The sequence below is a fragment of the Paenibacillus alkaliterrae genome, from assembly GCF_021532375.1.
GTDB classification, from domain to species: domain Bacteria; phylum Bacillota; class Bacilli; order Paenibacillales; family Paenibacillaceae; genus Pristimantibacillus; species Pristimantibacillus alkaliterrae.
In genome coordinates this window covers 1-16,268 of sequence record NZ_JAKGAP010000040.1, presented here as the reverse complement: position 1 = coordinate 16,268, position 16,268 = coordinate 1, and the positions used below count along the sequence as shown (strand labels likewise).

19 protein-coding genes and 3 pseudogenes are annotated in these 16,268 nt (G+C 48.0%); 6 read left to right on the top strand and 16 right to left on the bottom strand.

Annotation, left to right across the window (positions count from 1 at the left end; all coding sequences use genetic code 11):
• Positions 1–83 precede the first annotated feature (83 nt).
• The 6 genes and pseudogenes from merR to L1N85_RS28180 form a co-directional block, all read left to right on the top strand.
• Positions 84–509 (top strand): Hg(II)-responsive transcriptional regulator, encoded by a 426-nt coding sequence (gene merR / locus L1N85_RS16610; RefSeq protein ID WP_235240189.1) that lies wholly within the window; start codon positions 84–86, stop codon positions 507–509.
• Positions 506–754, top strand: a complete 249-nt coding sequence (locus L1N85_RS16605) for a transporter (RefSeq protein ID WP_235240188.1) — start codon at positions 506–508, stop codon at positions 752–754. Before merR ends, L1N85_RS16605 begins: the two co-directional genes overlap by 4 nt.
• 5 nt (positions 755–759) lie before the next feature.
• Positions 760–1,068 (top strand): mercuric transport protein MerT, encoded by a 309-nt coding sequence (gene merT / locus L1N85_RS27965; protein ID WP_407946463.1) that lies wholly within the window; start codon positions 760–762, stop codon positions 1,066–1,068.
• 14 nt (positions 1,069–1,082) lie between these two features.
• Positions 1,083–1,295, top strand: a complete 213-nt coding sequence (locus L1N85_RS16600) for a hypothetical protein (protein WP_235240187.1) — start codon at positions 1,083–1,085, stop codon at positions 1,293–1,295.
• A 63-nt stretch (positions 1,296–1,358) separates the two neighbouring features.
• On the top strand, positions 1,359–2,999 hold the full coding sequence (merA, locus tag L1N85_RS16595; protein WP_235240186.1) for a mercury(II) reductase: 1,641 nt from the start codon (positions 1,359–1,361) through the stop codon (positions 2,997–2,999).
• A gap of 121 nt (positions 3,000–3,120) precedes the next feature.
• Positions 3,121–3,776, top strand: a pseudogene (locus L1N85_RS28180) (IS91 family transposase); the annotation flags it as partial.
• A 258-nt stretch (positions 3,777–4,034) separates the two neighbouring features.
• Here the strand turns inward: L1N85_RS28180 and L1N85_RS16585 are convergent.
• The 16 genes and pseudogenes from L1N85_RS16585 to L1N85_RS16510 all read right to left on the bottom strand — a co-directional run.
• Positions 4,035–4,250, bottom strand: a pseudogene (locus L1N85_RS16585) (cytochrome P450); the annotation flags it as partial.
• 125 nt (positions 4,251–4,375) lie between these two features.
• Positions 4,376–5,242 (bottom strand): PhnE/PtxC family ABC transporter permease, encoded by an 867-nt coding sequence (locus L1N85_RS16580; protein ID WP_235240185.1) that lies wholly within the window; start codon positions 5,240–5,242, stop codon positions 4,376–4,378.
• A complete protein-coding gene (locus L1N85_RS16575) occupies positions 5,243–6,028 on the bottom strand; it encodes a PhnE/PtxC family ABC transporter permease (protein ID WP_235240184.1) in 786 nt (261 codons plus the stop codon).
• Complete coding sequence (gene phnC, locus L1N85_RS16570) at positions 6,018–6,806, bottom strand: phosphonate ABC transporter ATP-binding protein (protein ID WP_235240183.1); 789 nt, start codon at positions 6,804–6,806, stop codon at positions 6,018–6,020. The genes L1N85_RS16575 and phnC overlap by 11 nt, the downstream gene beginning before the upstream one ends.
• A 48-nt stretch (positions 6,807–6,854) precedes the next feature.
• The gene (locus L1N85_RS16565; RefSeq protein ID WP_235240182.1) at positions 6,855–7,943 is read right to left on the bottom strand and encodes a PhnD/SsuA/transferrin family substrate-binding protein; all 1,089 of its coding nucleotides are present in this window, start codon (positions 7,941–7,943) and stop codon (positions 6,855–6,857) included.
• Positions 7,944–8,040: 97 nt separating this feature from the next.
• Positions 8,041–8,757, bottom strand: coding sequence for a phosphonate C-P lyase system protein PhnL (locus tag L1N85_RS16560; protein WP_235240181.1), 717 nt, complete (start codon positions 8,755–8,757; stop codon positions 8,041–8,043).
• Between the two features lie 18 nt (positions 8,758–8,775).
• Positions 8,776–9,957, bottom strand: a complete 1,182-nt coding sequence (gene phnM / locus L1N85_RS16555) for a phosphonate metabolism protein PhnM (RefSeq protein ID WP_235240180.1) — start codon at positions 9,955–9,957, stop codon at positions 8,776–8,778.
• A gap of 32 nt (positions 9,958–9,989) precedes the next feature.
• The gene (locus L1N85_RS16550; protein WP_235240179.1) at positions 9,990–10,835 is read right to left on the bottom strand and encodes an ATP-binding cassette domain-containing protein; all 846 of its coding nucleotides are present in this window, start codon (positions 10,833–10,835) and stop codon (positions 9,990–9,992) included.
• Positions 10,828–11,697, bottom strand: coding sequence for an alpha-D-ribose 1-methylphosphonate 5-phosphate C-P-lyase PhnJ (locus L1N85_RS16545; RefSeq protein ID WP_235240178.1), 870 nt, complete (start codon positions 11,695–11,697; stop codon positions 10,828–10,830). The genes L1N85_RS16550 and L1N85_RS16545 overlap by 8 nt, the downstream gene beginning before the upstream one ends.
• Positions 11,694–12,818: a carbon-phosphorus lyase complex subunit PhnI gene (locus L1N85_RS16540; protein WP_235240177.1), complete on the bottom strand. Its 1,125-nt coding sequence runs from the start codon at positions 12,816–12,818 to the stop codon at positions 11,694–11,696. The genes L1N85_RS16545 and L1N85_RS16540 overlap by 4 nt, the downstream gene beginning before the upstream one ends.
• On the bottom strand, positions 12,818–13,414 hold the full coding sequence (gene phnH, locus L1N85_RS16535) for a phosphonate C-P lyase system protein PhnH (RefSeq protein WP_235240176.1): 597 nt from the start codon (positions 13,412–13,414) through the stop codon (positions 12,818–12,820). Before phnH ends, L1N85_RS16540 begins: the two co-directional genes overlap by 1 nt.
• A 13-nt stretch (positions 13,415–13,427) precedes the next feature.
• Positions 13,428–13,856: a phosphonate C-P lyase system protein PhnG gene (gene phnG, locus L1N85_RS16530; protein ID WP_235240175.1), complete on the bottom strand. Its 429-nt coding sequence runs from the start codon at positions 13,854–13,856 to the stop codon at positions 13,428–13,430.
• Between the two features lie 25 nt (positions 13,857–13,881).
• On the bottom strand, positions 13,882–14,586 hold the full coding sequence (locus L1N85_RS16525; protein ID WP_235240174.1) for a GntR family transcriptional regulator: 705 nt from the start codon (positions 14,584–14,586) through the stop codon (positions 13,882–13,884).
• A 7-nt stretch (positions 14,587–14,593) separates the two neighbouring features.
• Positions 14,594–14,737, bottom strand: a complete 144-nt coding sequence (locus L1N85_RS16520; RefSeq protein ID WP_235240173.1) for a hypothetical protein — start codon at positions 14,735–14,737, stop codon at positions 14,594–14,596.
• The gene (locus L1N85_RS16515) at positions 14,737–15,591 is read right to left on the bottom strand and encodes a PHP domain-containing protein (protein WP_235240239.1); all 855 of its coding nucleotides are present in this window, start codon (positions 15,589–15,591) and stop codon (positions 14,737–14,739) included. The genes L1N85_RS16520 and L1N85_RS16515 overlap by 1 nt, the downstream gene beginning before the upstream one ends.
• A 302-nt stretch (positions 15,592–15,893) precedes the next feature.
• Positions 15,894–16,268: pseudogene (locus L1N85_RS16510) on the bottom strand (IS1634 family transposase); the annotation flags it as partial.

Here is a 16,268-nt window from a genome sequence, read left to right as displayed (position 1 = left end):
ACTTGCTAAAGGAAAAAAATAATATAAATCTCCTTGACCCTGTACCTTGGTACAGGGTTTATACTTTAATTGGAGGTGACGAAATGGAGTATCGTTCTGGAGATATTTCTAAATTGTGTAACGTTAATAAAGAAACATTGAGATATTACGAACGAAAAAGTCTGATTCATGAACCGGTAAGATCGGATTCGGGCTACAGGCTTTATCCGGAAGATACGGTAACCCGGATTTTGTTTATTAAACGCGTACAGGAGCTTGGTTTCACTTTATCCGAAATTGATAAATTACTTGGTGTCGTTGATAAGGACGATGTGAGATGTGCCGATATGAATGATTTCGTTGTTCAAAAGCTTGAAGATGTTCAGTTAAAAATTAGAGATCTTCAACGAATCGAATGTATGCTAAAGGATTTAAAAGATCGTTGTCCTGACGAAAAAGCGATACATGAATGTCCGATCATCGAAGCGTTGATTGACAACAATCAAAAGGAAAAGGAGGAAATCCTGTGAAAGAAAATGCGAAAAAATTGGGATGGGGCTTTTTAGCTCTGCTTGCCTGTCCTTGTCATCTCGTTTTGATTCTCCCTTTGCTTGCAGGAACCACGCTTGGTGCGTTTTTTACTGCCCATCAAACAACCGCTAGTGTTATTTTGGGAATCGTTTTTGTGATTTCCATTTTGATGATTTTCAATCGAGTCAAACAAGCAAAAACGGATGCAAAGCATGATTGCTGCTCGGTTCCGCAACGAAAATGAGGTGAATGAATTTGAGAGAAAAAATGACTAGCCTGGCAACGGTATTATCCGCTTTTCTTATGTCCGGCTGTTGCCTCGGACCCTTAATTCTCATCCCCCTTGGATTATCGGGATTTGCAGGAACACTCGCGATTTTTTCAATAAAGTACCAACTGTTTCTTATGATCATGACGTTATTATTTCTTGGTGTTTCGTTTTATTTGGTGTATGGACGAAGATGTAAAAAGAAAAGCACCGTCATCACGTTATGGATATCGACCGTTTTGGTTTTGGGCATGTTTTCTTATACACTTTTAGCTAATGGATACTTTTAAGGCAGGTGATCGCAATGAAAAAAAGCAAAATGACTTTATTTTTCGTAATGATATTGTCCTTTGCGTTGATGATTTCCGCTTGTGCCAGTCAGGAGAAAAGCGCAAACGCTGTCAGCACTATAATTTCAGAAAACATGGAAAGAGCATCGTTTAAAGTAACTGGCATGTATTGTGCAAGCTGCCCTTTTGTTGTAAAAACTGCTATTCAGCGTGTAGAATGTTCTTGATTTGGGGTATGGTGTCCAATAATTTGCAAATCATATATTAAGAAAGTAGGTGTTCGTTGAATAATGAAAAAATACCGAATACATGTACAAGGAATGACTTGCTCGGGTTGTGAAGAACACGTTGCAACAGCACTTGAAAATATCGGAGCCGTAAATATTGAGGCGAGCTTCCTCCGCAAAGAAGCCACGTTTGAATTACAGGATGACGTGGAGATTGAAACAGCCCAAAAAGCCATCAACGAGGCAAAATATCAATCCGGAGATGCGGAAGTTCTTGAATCTCATGACGTTCCGGTTCTTGGCGATGAAGGTGATTATGATTTATTGATTATCGGCTCCGGAGGGGCAGCTTTTTCCGCCGCGATTAAAGGGGTTGAGTATGGGGCAAAAGTGGCGATCATCGAGCGAGGAACCGTTGGCGGAACTTGCGTAAACATTGGCTGCGTGCCATCCAAAACACTGCTTCGTGCCGCTGAAATCAATCACTTAGCCAAAAACAACCCTTTCTTGGGGCTAACTACATCCGCAGGAACGGTGGATTTGGCTGAGTTGGTGAAGCAAAAAGATGAGCTAGTCATTCAGCTGCGTGAACAAAAGTATATCGATTTAATTGGTGAGTATGGATTTGAACTCATTCGCGGAGAAGCAAAGTTTCTTGATGAAAAAACCATTGAAGTCGATGGGCGAAAGCTTACCGCGAAAAGATTTTTAATTGCCACCGGGGCTTCTCCTTCTATTCCGGATATTCAAGGATTAAAAGACTCCGACTATTTAACAAGCACGTCACTCCTGGATCTTAAACAATTGCCCAAAAGCCTTGCCGTTATCGGTTCCGGGTATATTGCATTGGAATTGGGGCAGCTGTTTCATCATTTGGGTACAGAAGTTACGCTAATGCAAAGAAGTCCTCGGGTTTTAAAAGAATATGACCCTGAAATTTCCGAAGCCGTTACAAAAGCAGTAACCGAGCAAGGAATGAATCTGATTACAGGTGTATCCTATGATCGCATTGAAACAAGCGGCAACCTGAAACAAGTTTATATTTTGGTAAACGGTGAAAAGAAAGTCATCGAAGCCGAGCAACTGCTTATTGCTACCGGAAGAAAACCGAATACCGAAGTACTCAATCTACCTGCCGCAAACGTAAATTTAGGTGCTAAGGGCGAAATCATGGTCGATGATTTCTTAAAAACATCAAACCCTGGAATATATGCCGCAGGCGATGTAACGATGGGTCCGCAATTTGTGTATGTGGCAGCGTATGAAGGCGGTATCGCGGCGGATAATGCAATTGGAGGATTAGAGCGGAAAGTGAATCTTGAAGCTGTTCCTGGCGTGACATTCACTTCTCCCTCCGTTGCTACCGTAGGACTTACGGAAGAGCAAGCCATGGCAAAGGGGTATGAAGTTAAAACTTCCGTTCTCCCTTTGGATGCGGTGCCTAGAGCACTTGTGAATCGCGAAACAACAGGCGTTTTTAAAATAGTTGCTGATTCTAAGTCGTTAAAGGTACTAGGGGTTCATATTGTTGCTGAAAATGCAGGCGATGTCATATACGCGGCAACATTGGTGGTGAAATATGGGCTGACAGTTCAAGATTTACGGGAAAGCCTTGCACCATATCTAACGATGGCCGAAGGATTAAAATTGGCCGCTCTTACATTTGATAAGGATGTATCCAAATTATCCTGTTGTGCTGGCTAAAGGAAGTGAAAGCGTGACAAACAATGAACTGTGATCCCCTATGTTGATGAAACTAAAAAAGGGAGCAACAAACCATCAACGGGAATTCATGCTGGTCTTTTAGCTTTGTCCTTGTGATTTTGGGGCTAAGCCTTCGGACGGGTGCTCCTTTGTGCGTTCGAGGAAAAAGTTCTTCATCCCGGTTAAGGTTCTGTCCAGAGTGTTCCGCGGCAAGCTGCTTGCTTTGTTGAAAAAAGCATACGCCAAGCAAGCATTGACATTTGCCGGCACTTCCTTGCCCTTTGCGGAGGAAGAAGCTTTTACTGCATTGCTTAGCACTCTGTACGCGATTGATTGGGTGGTCTACTGCAAAAAGTCGTTTAAGAGCCCCTACCATGTGGTCAAATACTTGAGCCGGCACACCCACAAGACCGCGATTTCCAATAACCGGTTGGCGGTGATGGATAGGACTCCGTCACGTTCCAGTACCGGGATTACAAGGATAATGGCAAGGTGAAGCCCTTGACGCTGGATGCAATGGAGTTTATACGCCGATTCATCCAGCACGTGCTTCCCTCGGGTTTTCAGAGGATCCGTTATTACGGCTTTCTTAGCAACCGCAACCGAAAAACCAAGCTTCAAACATGCCTGCGCCTGACCCATACGGCCATCAAGCCGAAGGTGAAGCTTTCCGCGAAGGAGCTTATTATGAAGCTTACGGGCAAAGATATTTCGAAGTGTCCCTCCTGTGGGGGCAATTGGTGTCAGGTGCTTTCAATCGCGCCGCTTTCGGGATGATAGCGTACGAACACAGGATACTGACTGCATACAGGCCCGTGTTGGGGAGGGGGAAAGTATGCCTCGGAGTGAGACTTAACCCTGCGTTTCAATGGATATGTCTGAAAATACGCTGAAGTTATTTATCCCTTCTATAGTCAGGAATGAATAAGAGCCCACCTTTGGCGACAACCTTGGGGTGGGCTTTTACTTTTTCTTGTAGTTACTCGCGATGTATGTTAAAAAACTCATGTACGATCGGGCATTATGATTTCCTTGTTAGAATAAGACAGGCAACTCTTTTAGTCCCCGGATAATCATCCCCTGACGCCACTCCAGGTTACCTCTGCTTGTCTTCAATCGCAGATCGGGCATTCGGCGAAGCAGCGTGCCGATTGCAATTTCACCCTCCAATCGGGCCAAAGGCGCACCAAGGCAATAATGAACCCCTTTGCCGAAGGCGATATTGGTATTGGCCTTCCGGGTAATATCAAAGCATCCGGCTCTGCGAACAGCTAAATGTTTCAGGGGGAAATACCCGGAATCCTATCAATAAGTCCCTGCAGTTCCGCTATTTTCAATCAAGCACCTTGTAGCGTCACGTTGGTCGAAACGGTACGTTATACGGTTACTTTTAATTTCCGTTTTAGTCTGCCGGCGAAGATCTCCAAGGCGACGGCAAATGCTAAAATTAAGTAGGTAATTACCCCCACTTCTCTCAGGTCATAATAAAACGCGCTTGCCATAAACATATCATACCCGATCCCGCCGGCACCTGCAGCAGCCCCCATGGCGACCGATACGGCAAAGTTAATCTCAAACCGCATGAACGTCCAGGAAATCATATAGGTGATAGAAGTAGGTATGACGGCTTGAAAAGCAATCTGCCACCAATTCGCGCCGCTTGCCCTGAGCGCTTCTATAACTCCCTTATCCAATTCTTCGAAAGACTCCGAGTAGGCTTTGACCAAATAACTCACGGAGTGAAAGGTCATGCCGATGACGGCGGCAACGCTCCCGAGCCCGGCTGCTACGGCAAATATGAGAACCCATAACACCGTCGGTACGGCCCTGATAAAGGCGACCAGTCCTTTGATGATGTAGGAAACCGTGTTCGACGATAAGTTTCGGGCTGCCAACAGTCCAAGAAACAACGCGATGACAGCACCGAACAAGGTAGTTAAAAATGCAAGCCCGAGAGTAATGGAGACTTGCATTAGCGCCTCTCCAAAAGTGAAGTGATTAAAATGCGGTTCAAGAAACATCGTTTTGACCGTGCTGAAACTCGAGCTGATTGCTTCGAATATATTGATGTCCTTGTAATCGAAGCTGCTGAAGCCGTACAGGGTCAATGCCGCCAGCGCGATCAAAGTCATTTGTATAACAAAAGACGCTTTATTGAAGGGCTTCGTCTTGACAGTTATGTTGTCAGCCGACGCTTCCTTATATCCGGATTTGTCATAACTGACGGATTCTTCAGGTCTCATTTACAAAATCACCCTTCTTATATAATTCGAAATGTACTCAATTAATAGAATGGTGATGACAATGACGATCACGAGCAAGCTGGCCGAGCTGTAATTCAGGCTCTTGTAATACAAACTGAATAAAAATCCGATGCCCGTTCCCGTCAAAATTCCTACTATAGTAGCATGCCGAATATTCGTTTCAACCATGAACAGTATCCAGCTAAGGAGCAGAGGAACACTTGTAGGGATGACGGACTGGAAAATAATCGAGAAATAGCTTGCCCCCGTAGCTCTTAAAGCCTCAACCGAGCTGCTGCTCACTTCATCGATCGCTTCCATAAATGCGCGGGTCAGAAAACCGAAGGATCCGAAAAACAACGCGAAATAACCAGTCAATACATTTTGTCCGAAAGAAAATAGCAAAATCATAGACCAAGCCGCGACATCGATGTTCCGGAACAGGCTCGCGACGCCTCTGCTTAAAGAGCTGAACACTCCACTCACACCGGTAGTACTGGACCCTAGCATCGCAAAGAGAAGGGCAAACAAAGCAGCAACGGTTGTAGCAGCAATCGACACCAGCACGGTTTCCGTCAGCGAGTCTAATATATCCGGGAGTCTATTCATGGCTTTCTCATCAGGATAAAAGTTGGAAGATGTCCATTCTGCCGCTTTGACTATCGAAGTAAATCCTTTGACCACGTCATATTCTGTAATGATTATTGCGCCTAAAGTCAACGAAATCATGATTGCGCAGAAAATGAGCGAGTCTCTTCTTTTTTTCGCAAAGTATTTATCCAGCATGGTTTGCCCCCTGATTCACCAGGAGTTCTTCAGCTTCAATACCGTAGATGCTGCGGAGTTCATTCGCCTTAATTTCCTCTGGTGGACCGTCATACACGACCGTTCCCTTATTGACACCGATGATTCGGTCGGAGTACTTTATTGCCACGTCTACCTGATGCAAATTAATAAGGACGGTAATTCCCATGGAAGAGGAAATATTTCTGAGATGATCCATAATTATTTTGGACGCATTCGGATCCAGGGAAGCGATAGGTTCATCGCACAACAGCATTTTCGGGTCTTGCACCAGAGCTCTGGCGATGCCTACCCTTTGTTTTTGTCCGCCGCTTAGCTGGTCGCATCTCTTGTAAATATGATCTTCCAATCCCAGAATCCGAAGTATGCTGTAGGCCTGTCTTTTTTCTTCTTCGTTGTAAATGCCTAATACACCCGCCAAGGTGGACTTGTAACCAAGCCGGCCGTGCAGGACATTCTCTATGACGCTCAACCTGTTTACCAAATTATAATGTTGAAAGATCATCCCGATCCGGGTTCGCAACCTCTTTAATTCTCTTATTTTAAACTCTGTGACATTGGCGCCATCAAATATGATCTCTCCGCTGGATGCTTCAATCATTCGGTTAATGCATCGAAGGAGAGTCGATTTCCCCGCTCCCGAGGGTCCGATGATGGAAACAAACTCTCCTTCGTTAACAGCGAAGTTAACATCTGATAACGCTTTGGTATCCTTACTGTATTGCTTGGATACATTTTTGAATTCCAATAACGTTGCCATGGTTAACTCCTATAGTCTGATTTTTGAGGAATAGCTTTTGAATTTTTATTATTTAGACAACTCTCTGATCGGATTGTACCAAGCATCTTCCACCGTAACGAAAGTTTCATCCCCGGACTTCTGTTTAAACAAACCGGCGTCTTCAGAGTCTGCAGGCAGGAAAATCTTCGGATTGTTTTTTACTTCCTCGGAAGTAAAAGCATCTTTAAGCTTCTGCTGGTCTTCCGCGCTAATTGTGCCAGTGTTGATGGCAAAAGGTCCATTGAGAACCGGCGTTACGGAAATGAGTACAAATTCTTTCCCGGTAAGCGTATTAAACGGCTCGGCGGCGTCTTGCTTAACTTTGTAGACCGCTCCCGCTCTATTTGCCGTTCCGGATGACAATTCCACATAGTTGCTGACACATGTATCGCAGAACGCGGCAACATCCGCTTTACCCGTCAGCAGGTTCACTGCAGAGCCTTGGTGCGTTCCCCCGAACAAAACTTCCGTGAAAAACTTGTCATTGCCTCCTTGAAGCAAATCGTCCGCCGTTAAACTCTTGAATTTATCTTTTGCGCTGAAATAGGTTACAATACCCGTAGACGGTACTTTAAATCCGGAAGTGGAGTTGTTGGAAACGAAAGAGAACTTTTTGCCGGCAATGTTGTCAATGGAAAAATCGCTGCCGCTTTTATAGGCATCTTCTTCTCCTTTTTTAACGCTTAACCAGCTGTAGTATATGGCATCATCCAATGTGCCCGAAGCGCCGGAATTTACGACAAGCGGTTGAATCGTATTATTTTTGATATTTGCTTCAATATAGCCTTGAGCTCCCATGAACGCTAAGTCGGCATTCCCATTGGCGATAGCCTCAATGGCGATAATATAATCCGTTGTCGTCTGGTGCTCTACTTTCTTGCCGGTAGCGTTCTCCACAACTTTTCCAAGCTCTTCCCGGGCATCTTTCAAATCTGCGCCGGATTCATTGGGATACCATACCATAGTAATAGTGTCCTTGGTTTCTACAGGAGCAGGCGCAGGAGCAGCCTCGGACGGAGTCCCGGAATCTGTAGAATTCTGACCGCTGGCGCAACCTGTAATAACTGCTGTAAGGGATAAGGCAATAACAATGGCAAGGAAATGCAATTTCTTCATAGTAAATCTCCTCTCTCCTATTTCAACCGATTTCTTTGTACAAAATAAATATACAAGCCTTATATCAACACATTGTTAGTAGGATATAAATTTTTATTTAAGATACAACATTGCCGCCAGGTAAAAATTTGCCATCCTGGATACGGTATTCCCGGGTGCACAAGTTTTTCATAAATTCAAGATCATGAAAAATCCCCAGCATCGTTGTTCCTTCTTTCATCAGCTGCTCAATCAAAATCTTAACTTTTATCTTTGAAGAATTATCGAGACTTGCCGTCGGTTCATCCAGCAGCAGCAATCTCGGACGCTTCGCCATCGCTATGGCAATATTCAACCGGAGCTTCTCGCCCCCCGAGAATGTCGCAGGGTAGCTGTCCCACAATTCCTCGTCCAGTTCAAAATGCGCCAGCATTTTTTCCGCTTCCCGCATGGCGGCGTCCTCGCTGCTCCCCATCTCCGCGATCGCTTGTTCGACCAACTCTCTTGCGGTTGTGCGCGGCATAACATTCAAAAATTGGGAAACGCAGCCGATTTCATGCTTGCGCAAATAAACGATTTGCCGCTCCGACGCTTCCGCCAAATTGATCCGGTCGAATTTTTTCGACGCGTACCATATATCCCCCCCTTTGATCGCATATGTGCGGTAAATGCTCTTCAATATCGTGGATTTTCCGCTGCCGCTCTTTCCGGTAATACCGACAAATTCGCCTTCCTTCACATCCAAATCGATGCGGTCCAAGGCGCGGATATGTTTATTCAAGTTATGAAGCGTGAACGACTTCGACAAGTTCTCTATCGTCAGTATGGATTTCATTGATCTTCCCGCTTTCCGTCAACCGACTCGGTAATTCGTTTTTTGTATGAGCCTTCCATCGACAAAGACCGAAGTGACCACCGGAAAATCCGGCTCGATTTTTTCGATAATTAACAAATCCGCCTTCTTGCCTTCCCGGATCGATCCGATTTCATGGTCCAGTTTTACGGCCTTGGCAGGATTGACCGTCACCAGCTTAAACATTTCGGCAAGATCCATGCCGTGATTCCGGTGCAGTTCAAAGACGGCGTGAAGCATGGCGGCCGGGTAATAATCGCTGCACAATATATCGATGCTGCCCTTTCGGATCGCTTCCGCCGCCGATAAATTGCCGCTGTGGGAACCGCCCAAGAGCACGTTCGGAGCGCCGGCGACGGTGTGCATTCCTTTCTCTTTGGCTTTCATCGCAATCTCCAATGTAATCGGAAATTCGCTGATAACCGCCCCGAAGCTTTGCACAAGCTCCAATTTGTCAATGGAATCGTCGTCGTGAGAGGCGACCGCAATTTGATGCTCCCGGGCAAATTGCGCCAGCTCCCTGATCCCGTCAATGGTCAGCTTCTCCTTCCGTTGATGCCTGTCGATAATCCGCTCGATTTCTTCATCATCCAGATTGTCATACCCTTTGACCGTAGCGCGGAACACTTCCAGACAGCGATATTGCCCTTGGCCCGGGGTATGATCCATAAAGGAAACGAGGTGTACTTTCTTCTCCGCCATAAAAGATTTCAAGTTGGCGATTTCTTCGACATTGTCGATTTCGAACCGGGCATGGAAACGGTGGCGGACCAGATGCTTGCTCCGGTGGGTCCGGTCGATAATGTCAATTAACCGTTTCACGTTCTCCGGCTCCCGAATCGGCTTATAAGCGTATTCGGAGCCCTTGAATAAAGAGAGCGAATGATACATGGTGGTAATGCCGTGGGTGATTAATTCCTTCTCCGTCTCCCTGATGCTGAGGTTGAAGTCCATCAGCGATGTGGGCCTCGGCGCGGCCATATGCTCAATATAATCGGAATGCAAATCGATGAATCCCGGCGAGACGTACCCGCCTTCCGCGTTGATGACCTCCACGCCGCCGTCAAGCTCCAACTCTCCCCGACTGGCGATTCTGGAAATTTGATTGCCGTCGATCAACAAATCATAGCCGTCCAATACCGCTTCCTCCGTAATGATTCGTCCGCCCGTTATGAGATACACGTTCTCCCCCTCTTTCCTCGATCATCTGTGAATCATAGCAGCGAATGAACCAGCTGCTGCGTGTAGCGGTGCTGAGGATCCTCCAAAATTTGGTCCGTCAAGCCGTATTCGATGACCCTGCCGTCCAGCATGACCATCGTCCGGTCCGCCAGCATCCGGATCACTCCCAAATCGTGCGAAACGATGATGATGCTGATATTGAGCTGCCTCTGGAGCTTTTTGATCAAATCCAATACGCTGGCTTGAACGGAAAGGTCCAGTCCGGTTGTCACTTCATCGAGCAGAAGAATCGGCGGGTTGTTCGACAACGCCTTCGCAATTTGAACGCGCTGCTGCATGCCTCCCGAGAAATTTTTCGGCGGTTCTTTCATTCGGCGGACAGGGATATTCACGTGCTCGAGAAGCGTGCGTCCCCTCCCTTCCATAGCTCCGACGTTCCTGCTTCCGGCCGCAATCAATTTTTCCGCGATATTGCCGATCGAGGAGAAGCCCATCCTTAATCCGAGAACGGGGTTTTGGTACACCTTGCCCATCTGATGATTGCGGATGTGCCGCTTTTGCTGGGAGGACTCCCCGAACAAATTCACTTCCCCGTTCTTGTAGGTGCGGATATACGCTTCTCCACCGGTGACGTCCTGATCGAAATACAAGCATTGCATCAACGTCGATTTGCCGCTCCCGCTTTCCCCTACGATACCGAACACCTCGCCGGGATATAGATCGAACGAGATGTGCCGGCATGCGTATACGGTGCCGCATTTCGGGCAGTAATTTTTCATCAAGCGTTCCTCATCACCCGTTCGGCAATGACCGCATCCGGCGCCATATTGCTTATTCAGATTTTTGACCGATAAAATCGGCGATTCAAAATCATTCATTCAGCGGCACCTCCTGGTATTTTGCGGAGACTGAGTTTAACCGGGATAAACAGAAGCTGGTGTCATTGCATTGATGGTACGTCTCCCCCGTCTCCTCATGAATCAATTCATCCAGGAACACGCCCGCGGCTCCGCACAACCGGCAGCTCATGCCGTCAAACCGCTCCGCCTCGAACGGATAATCGTCAAAAGCCAAGGACACCACCTTCGTATACGGAGGCACGGCATACACCTTCTTCTCACGGCCCGCTCCAAGCAAAATCAAGGCATTCGAATAGTTCATCTTCGGATTGTCGAACCGGGGAATCGGGCTCGGCGCCATGACATACCTGTCGTGCACCATAACGGGATGGTCGGCGCCGGAAGACATGTTGCCGTACTTCATAATTTGCTCGAACAGCATCAGCCACGCACCGCTGTATTCCTTCTCCGCGTGCAATCTCTTGGTGACGAATTCGCTCGGCTCATAGTATCTCAGCGGTTCCGGCAGCGGGACCTGCAGTACCAGAATCTGATGTTCCTTCAGCGGAATTTCCGGAATGCGGTGCCTGGATTGAATCAAGGTGGCTTCAGCCGTGACCTCCACGGTTTTCACGCCTGTCGTTCCGGTCACGAGCTTCTTGATATTGACCGCGTTCACCGACTCATCGGCCCCTTGGTCGATCACTTTCAGCACGTCGTTCTTACCGATGAGAGAAAGCGTCAGCTGCAAACCGCCGGTGCCCCAGCCGCGGGCGATCGGCATCTCTCTTGAGGCGAACGGCACCTGGTAACCCGGAATGGCGATCGCTTTTAACGTGGCACGCCTGATTTCCCGCTTCGACCCTTCATCAAAAAACGCAAAGTTGTAAGCGATTTTCACGGACTCCCCACCTCTTGTCTCTCTGTTTTACTCTTCCTCGTCTTGCGGACACTGTCCAGTTTCGACTGAAAGGTGACGTAATGCGGCATTTTCAGGTGGGACACGAAACCGGTCGCTTCAACGGAATCGATATGATAAAGGACGAACTCCTGGTTTTGGCTCGGATACTCGGGATGCTTCGCGCTCAAGCTGTTGTCCAAAATTCCCATTGCAATCGCTTTGGTTTCATTCTGTCCGAAACAGACGCCGTATCCGATATCAAACTCGAGCTCTTTCTTCCCGTGTTCCTTCTCGACCGTGACCGGAATGAGCATTTCGACCTCGGTCACTTTGACATCGCCTATATAATAAGCGTCATCCGGGTCGGACCGGCCGATCGGGTCGTCGATGCATACCGGCAAGTCTCCGACGCGCAGTTCGCCGACGGTCGGATGCAATTGCCCGTACCCCCGAATGACGGCATATGCGAAAGCCGTGACGGCGCCGGTTTGCCCTCTGGTCAGCACTTGCAGAATTTCGCTGCGGCTGGCGGGAAATTTCAAGCTTGTTCTCGTCACATCATCCGGCTCTTGATCGTCGTTCCCGCAGTCGGCGATCAGACCTTCCGCGCGCAAATAATCCGACACTTTGGGCAAACGGTTCAGATCCGTATCATCCGCTTCATATTCAACCTGCCGCTCGAATGCCGAAAGCCAAATCTTCGCTTCTTCTTCCGTTTCATTCATGAGCTCGAAATCGATCAGCCTGTGTATGAAATCGGTCGTTGCGCCTAATATCTGACCTCCCGGAATATCCTTGAAGCTTGCTGAAATTCTTCTTTCGACCCGCATTTCGCCGGTATGAACCGTTCTGGAATAATGCTTTCTGGGCAAGGTAGACCGGTAGGCCCTCATCAGAAACACGGCTTCTTCGGGGTTGCCTTCAGCTTGCTTAATGGCGATCGCCGCAAGCGTTTCACCGTATAAACTGCTCTCCGACATGACCTGGTCGATCAACCCTCTCATCCCGCACTCTACCGACTCGACATCCAGCACCTTGCCTTTTTTCACTCTCTCGTATTTCAAGCGCCGGATCGATTCTTCGATGGCGAGCGTTCCGCCTTTGACGGCAACATAACCCATTAATCGTTCACCCGCTTTCTAATTTGAGTCGTCCGCGGAAGACATACCGCTTGGTTGTCCCGGTCGACAAAGATCATATCGATGCCCGTCGGATATTCGCTATTCTTCTCATTTCGAAGCTCCAGCCAGCATCCGTCCGTTACGATCCGCAGCCCGTTCGCTTCTTTAATGCCTGGCCCTGTCAGCACTAAGTCCGTATCATTCGTGAGCGTCTCCGCTTCCACAATTAGTGTCGCCGATACGTGAGGATTGACCAGATCTCCTGTTTTGGCCGCATGAAGCGCCTGTTCCAATTGATCAGGCTTTGTATCGTTAAGCACGAAGATGAAATCGGCGGCCGCCGCCTCCGCCTCTCTCGCATACGTTAACCGGTTAAACAGCTTCGCGAGCTCTTCTTCCCGTTCCGAACATATCTTGAACGTCACTTCCGTATCCAACAGCACCATTGCCAGAAGAACCGTCGTACCATAGCAGCCCGCTTCCATTCCGATAAGGTTTGCCTGCTCTCCGAAATGGGAGATGGTTCCGGGCCTGGACATCGAGTCGACTAATTTCCTGTACGCGATCTGTGTGTCATGAACTATATTCAGTTGCATCCGCAGCTCTCCTTTACTCGCCGTCGTCCATCGTTTCGAAAATCACTTTCGTTTGCAAAATCTTGCTTTGTCGCGCCTTTCTCCTTTGATCGATCTCATGCTCTTTCGCTGTCAACACTTCCTGCCAGTGCCCGGTTTCATCCAGCCCCGCCTGATAGGCTGCGTCGATGACGGCAAGCTGGTAAGCCAATTCAGGCTCATGCCCTTTTACGATCCCTAAACCGATTGCGCCGCCGATTTGCACTTTGCATTCCGTGACGAACACTTCTCCCAAATAGAACAAGCTTTTCTTCGCCGTTTCTCTTGCCTTGATCATGACCAGACCGTTATTGGGCTCTTCGATCGTGTTCACTTCGTATCGGCCGGCGATTTGCTGCGCCAATCGCGCGGGGATCTCTCTGGAGCCGTTAATTAAAATCTCGGTCCGCCTCTTCCGTTGCATTCCCAGTTCCTCCTCATAAGCCGGTCTAAATGACATAGGTAAAGTAGTCACTTCTGTATAACGTTTTTGTATGCTCCAATATTTTGCCTGTTCGCTTGTCCACGCAGCCGGATTCCAGCATTAACAGAGGTACCAAGCTCGAACACTCCAGCAGCTCACGTTCGTTCTTCGAAGGAAACGCAACGCTTAGTTCGGTTGTTTTGGATTCGAGCTCGGTATAGCCCTTGCTGTTGTAATAATCGAACATCGATGTAATGTGTCTGCCCGCTTCGGCAATATCGCCGAAACTGCTTACCGCCACATACGAGGTATGAAGCGCGATGGGCCGCTGTTCGATCAACCTCAATCTTCCGATCCGGTAAACCCAGGTCTCCTCGCCGACTTCAAGCTCCTGGTAGATCTTCTTGTTATACGGAACCTTTTCGCAGAAAATGTTGCGGGATTGATAGTTATAACCGAACTCCGTCATTTTTTTGCTGAAGCTCATATTCCCCGAGAGCACAAGAGGGATTTGCTGCCTTCGGTTCTTGACATAGCTCCCTTTGCCTTGCTTGGAATAGATATATCCTAACTCTTGCAAGGTGGCATAAGCTTTGCGCGCCGTCATCCGCGGCACCTTGAACAGATCCGCCAGCTCATTCTCGGAAGGAAGCTTATCGTCGGGCTCATAAATTCCGGCACGAATATCGAATATGAATTTATCGACAATATCCTGGACTTCGTCCTGCATCGGCGTATCACTCCCCGGACATCGTAATTTTGTTGAAAGCGCCGATGGACGTCCATTCGCAGATACGGCTGTTATACACAGTGCTCGTCTCATGAATGAGAGGCTCGGCCGAAAGCATGACTTCCGCACGGGGAAGATGAATATGCTGCATCAAACGACAACTCCTTTCTTGGCTTTTAGGGCGATCACACATTCGATTCCCGGATCCTTGCAGCCGAGAGCAGCGTCCGTTTCGCCGTAAAATCCGTGAAAATCACTGCCGCCCGTCATAATCAGCCCGTATTGCTCCGCGTATTCCCTAGCTCTTGCTTCGTCTTCGGACCCGTGCAACGGATGCCATACTTCAATGCCCGCCAACCCGCTCTCAACCAGTTCCGGCACGGCATCGAAATTGCCGTATTGCCCGGGATGGGCGAGAACCGGAATTCCTCCAGCTTGTATAATCGCCCGAATCGCCGACCGCGCATCCACATACTTCATAGGGACGAATGCGATACCCGGCGCTTCCCCATTCTGCCCGCGCGAGAACAGCTTTCTATACACATCTCCATAAATCGAGCTTGTGTAGCCGCTGTCAATCAAGGCGTGCATAATGTGCTGCTTGTAAACTCCCGTTCCGCCGGAGGCATACTTCGCGATTTGCTCCCAAGTGATGTTGTAACCGGCTTCGATCAAGCGGTTTACCATGACATAAGACGCATGATGGCGCATGTCCAACAGAGGAGCGCACAACTCCTCGAGTGCGGGGTGCCCCGGTTCTACAAAATAGCCGAGAATGTGTACTCTCCTGTTTCTGCTGAAATCGTAGGCGGATATCTCGATTCCGGGAATGATCTCCACTCCTTCTCTCTTTCCCGCTTCGGCCATTTCTTCCAAACCTTGCGTTGTGTCGTGGTTAGTAATCGCTAAACAACCGACGCCTTCCAGCTTGGCCAGATCTATAATCTCGCAGAAGGACAAGGAACAGTCCGATATGTTTGTATGGCAATGCAAATCGACTTTCATCAATGGCCCACGCTCCAAGAACATTTTTTTGTTATCGTAACTTGGTGCCAAGTATTGAGGGTTATGGCAGTGTAAAACCAGTATTAAGATCGTGTAAATTTCAAAAAAAGAAAGAGATGCCTCAAGCGGATTTTCCGCTTACAGCTCACTTTTCGCATGAAAAAATATGACATGACGAGATATAATAACCAATATTTTTTATGAAATTCGTGAATTCACGCACCATCGTCATTTCTAGCGTTTTTTCAACACATGGCGATTGAATTCGACAGGGCCAGGGCGGAATCCGCCCTGCTGCGATTCTATCTACCGGCTGTTTCGACAGATTGCGCGGTGTAGATAGCCATATCGTAGCCGGCCAGCCGTACGACTCGCTTCACATTGTCATTTACATGGGCAGATACGGTTCGAATCGTGTGACCATCTATCTGTACCCTAATGACTTGAATACTTTTCAGCATCGCAAGCAGCATCTCTGCCGTTGGGTTGAAGCTTTTGCGTTTACCCGGCAGAATGAGAGGCTCCGTTTCTTGCTTCATATTCTCCCGAACACGCCATTCCAGAAGACCGTTGAGAAGCAACGCCATGATAAACACCGTTCCTAGCGCCTCGATCCGCTTGGGTTGCTTCAAATAGATGGCATCCAGAATCGTGGGATCCTTGAGCAAGCGGAAGCG

Bases quoted from the DNA above. Each gene is read 5' to 3' on its own strand.
- merA (WP_235240186.1), top strand. From the start codon at position 1,359: ATGAAAAAATACCGAATACATGTACAAGGAATGACTTGCTCGGGTTGT.
- L1N85_RS16580 (WP_235240185.1), bottom strand. From the start codon at position 5,242: ATGAGACCTGAAGAATCCGTCAGTTATGACAAATCCGGATATAAGGAA.
- L1N85_RS16560 (WP_235240181.1), bottom strand. From the start codon at position 8,757: ATGAAATCCATACTGACGATAGAGAACTTGTCGAAGTCGTTCACGCTT.
- L1N85_RS16565 (WP_235240182.1), bottom strand. From the start codon at position 7,943: ATGAAGAAATTGCATTTCCTTGCCATTGTTATTGCCTTATCCCTTACA.
- phnC (WP_235240183.1), bottom strand. From the start codon at position 6,806: ATGGCAACGTTATTGGAATTCAAAAATGTATCCAAGCAATACAGTAAG.
- L1N85_RS16520 (WP_235240173.1), bottom strand. From the start codon at position 14,737: ATGCAGCATATTCATCTTCCCCGTGCGGAAGTCATGCTTTCGGCCGAG.
- L1N85_RS16515 (WP_235240239.1), bottom strand. From the start codon at position 15,591: ATGAAAGTCGATTTGCATTGCCATACAAACATATCGGACTGTTCCTTG.
- merT (WP_407946463.1), top strand. From the start codon at position 760: ATGAATTTGAGAGAAAAAATGACTAGCCTGGCAACGGTATTATCCGCT.
- L1N85_RS16525 (WP_235240174.1), bottom strand. From the start codon at position 14,586: ATGCAGGACGAAGTCCAGGATATTGTCGATAAATTCATATTCGATATT.
- L1N85_RS16540 (WP_235240177.1), bottom strand. From the start codon at position 12,818: ATGGGTTATGTTGCCGTCAAAGGCGGAACGCTCGCCATCGAAGAATCG.
- L1N85_RS16550 (WP_235240179.1), bottom strand. From the start codon at position 10,835: ATGAATGATTTTGAATCGCCGATTTTATCGGTCAAAAATCTGAATAAG.
- phnH (WP_235240176.1), bottom strand. From the start codon at position 13,414: ATGCAACTGAATATAGTTCATGACACACAGATCGCGTACAGGAAATTA.
- L1N85_RS16600 (WP_235240187.1), top strand. From the start codon at position 1,083: ATGAAAAAAAGCAAAATGACTTTATTTTTCGTAATGATATTGTCCTTT.
- L1N85_RS16575 (WP_235240184.1), bottom strand. From the start codon at position 6,028: ATGCTGGATAAATACTTTGCGAAAAAAAGAAGAGACTCGCTCATTTTC.
- merR (WP_235240189.1), top strand. From the start codon at position 84: ATGGAGTATCGTTCTGGAGATATTTCTAAATTGTGTAACGTTAATAAA.
- phnG (WP_235240175.1), bottom strand. From the start codon at position 13,856: ATGCAACGGAAGAGGCGGACCGAGATTTTAATTAACGGCTCCAGAGAG.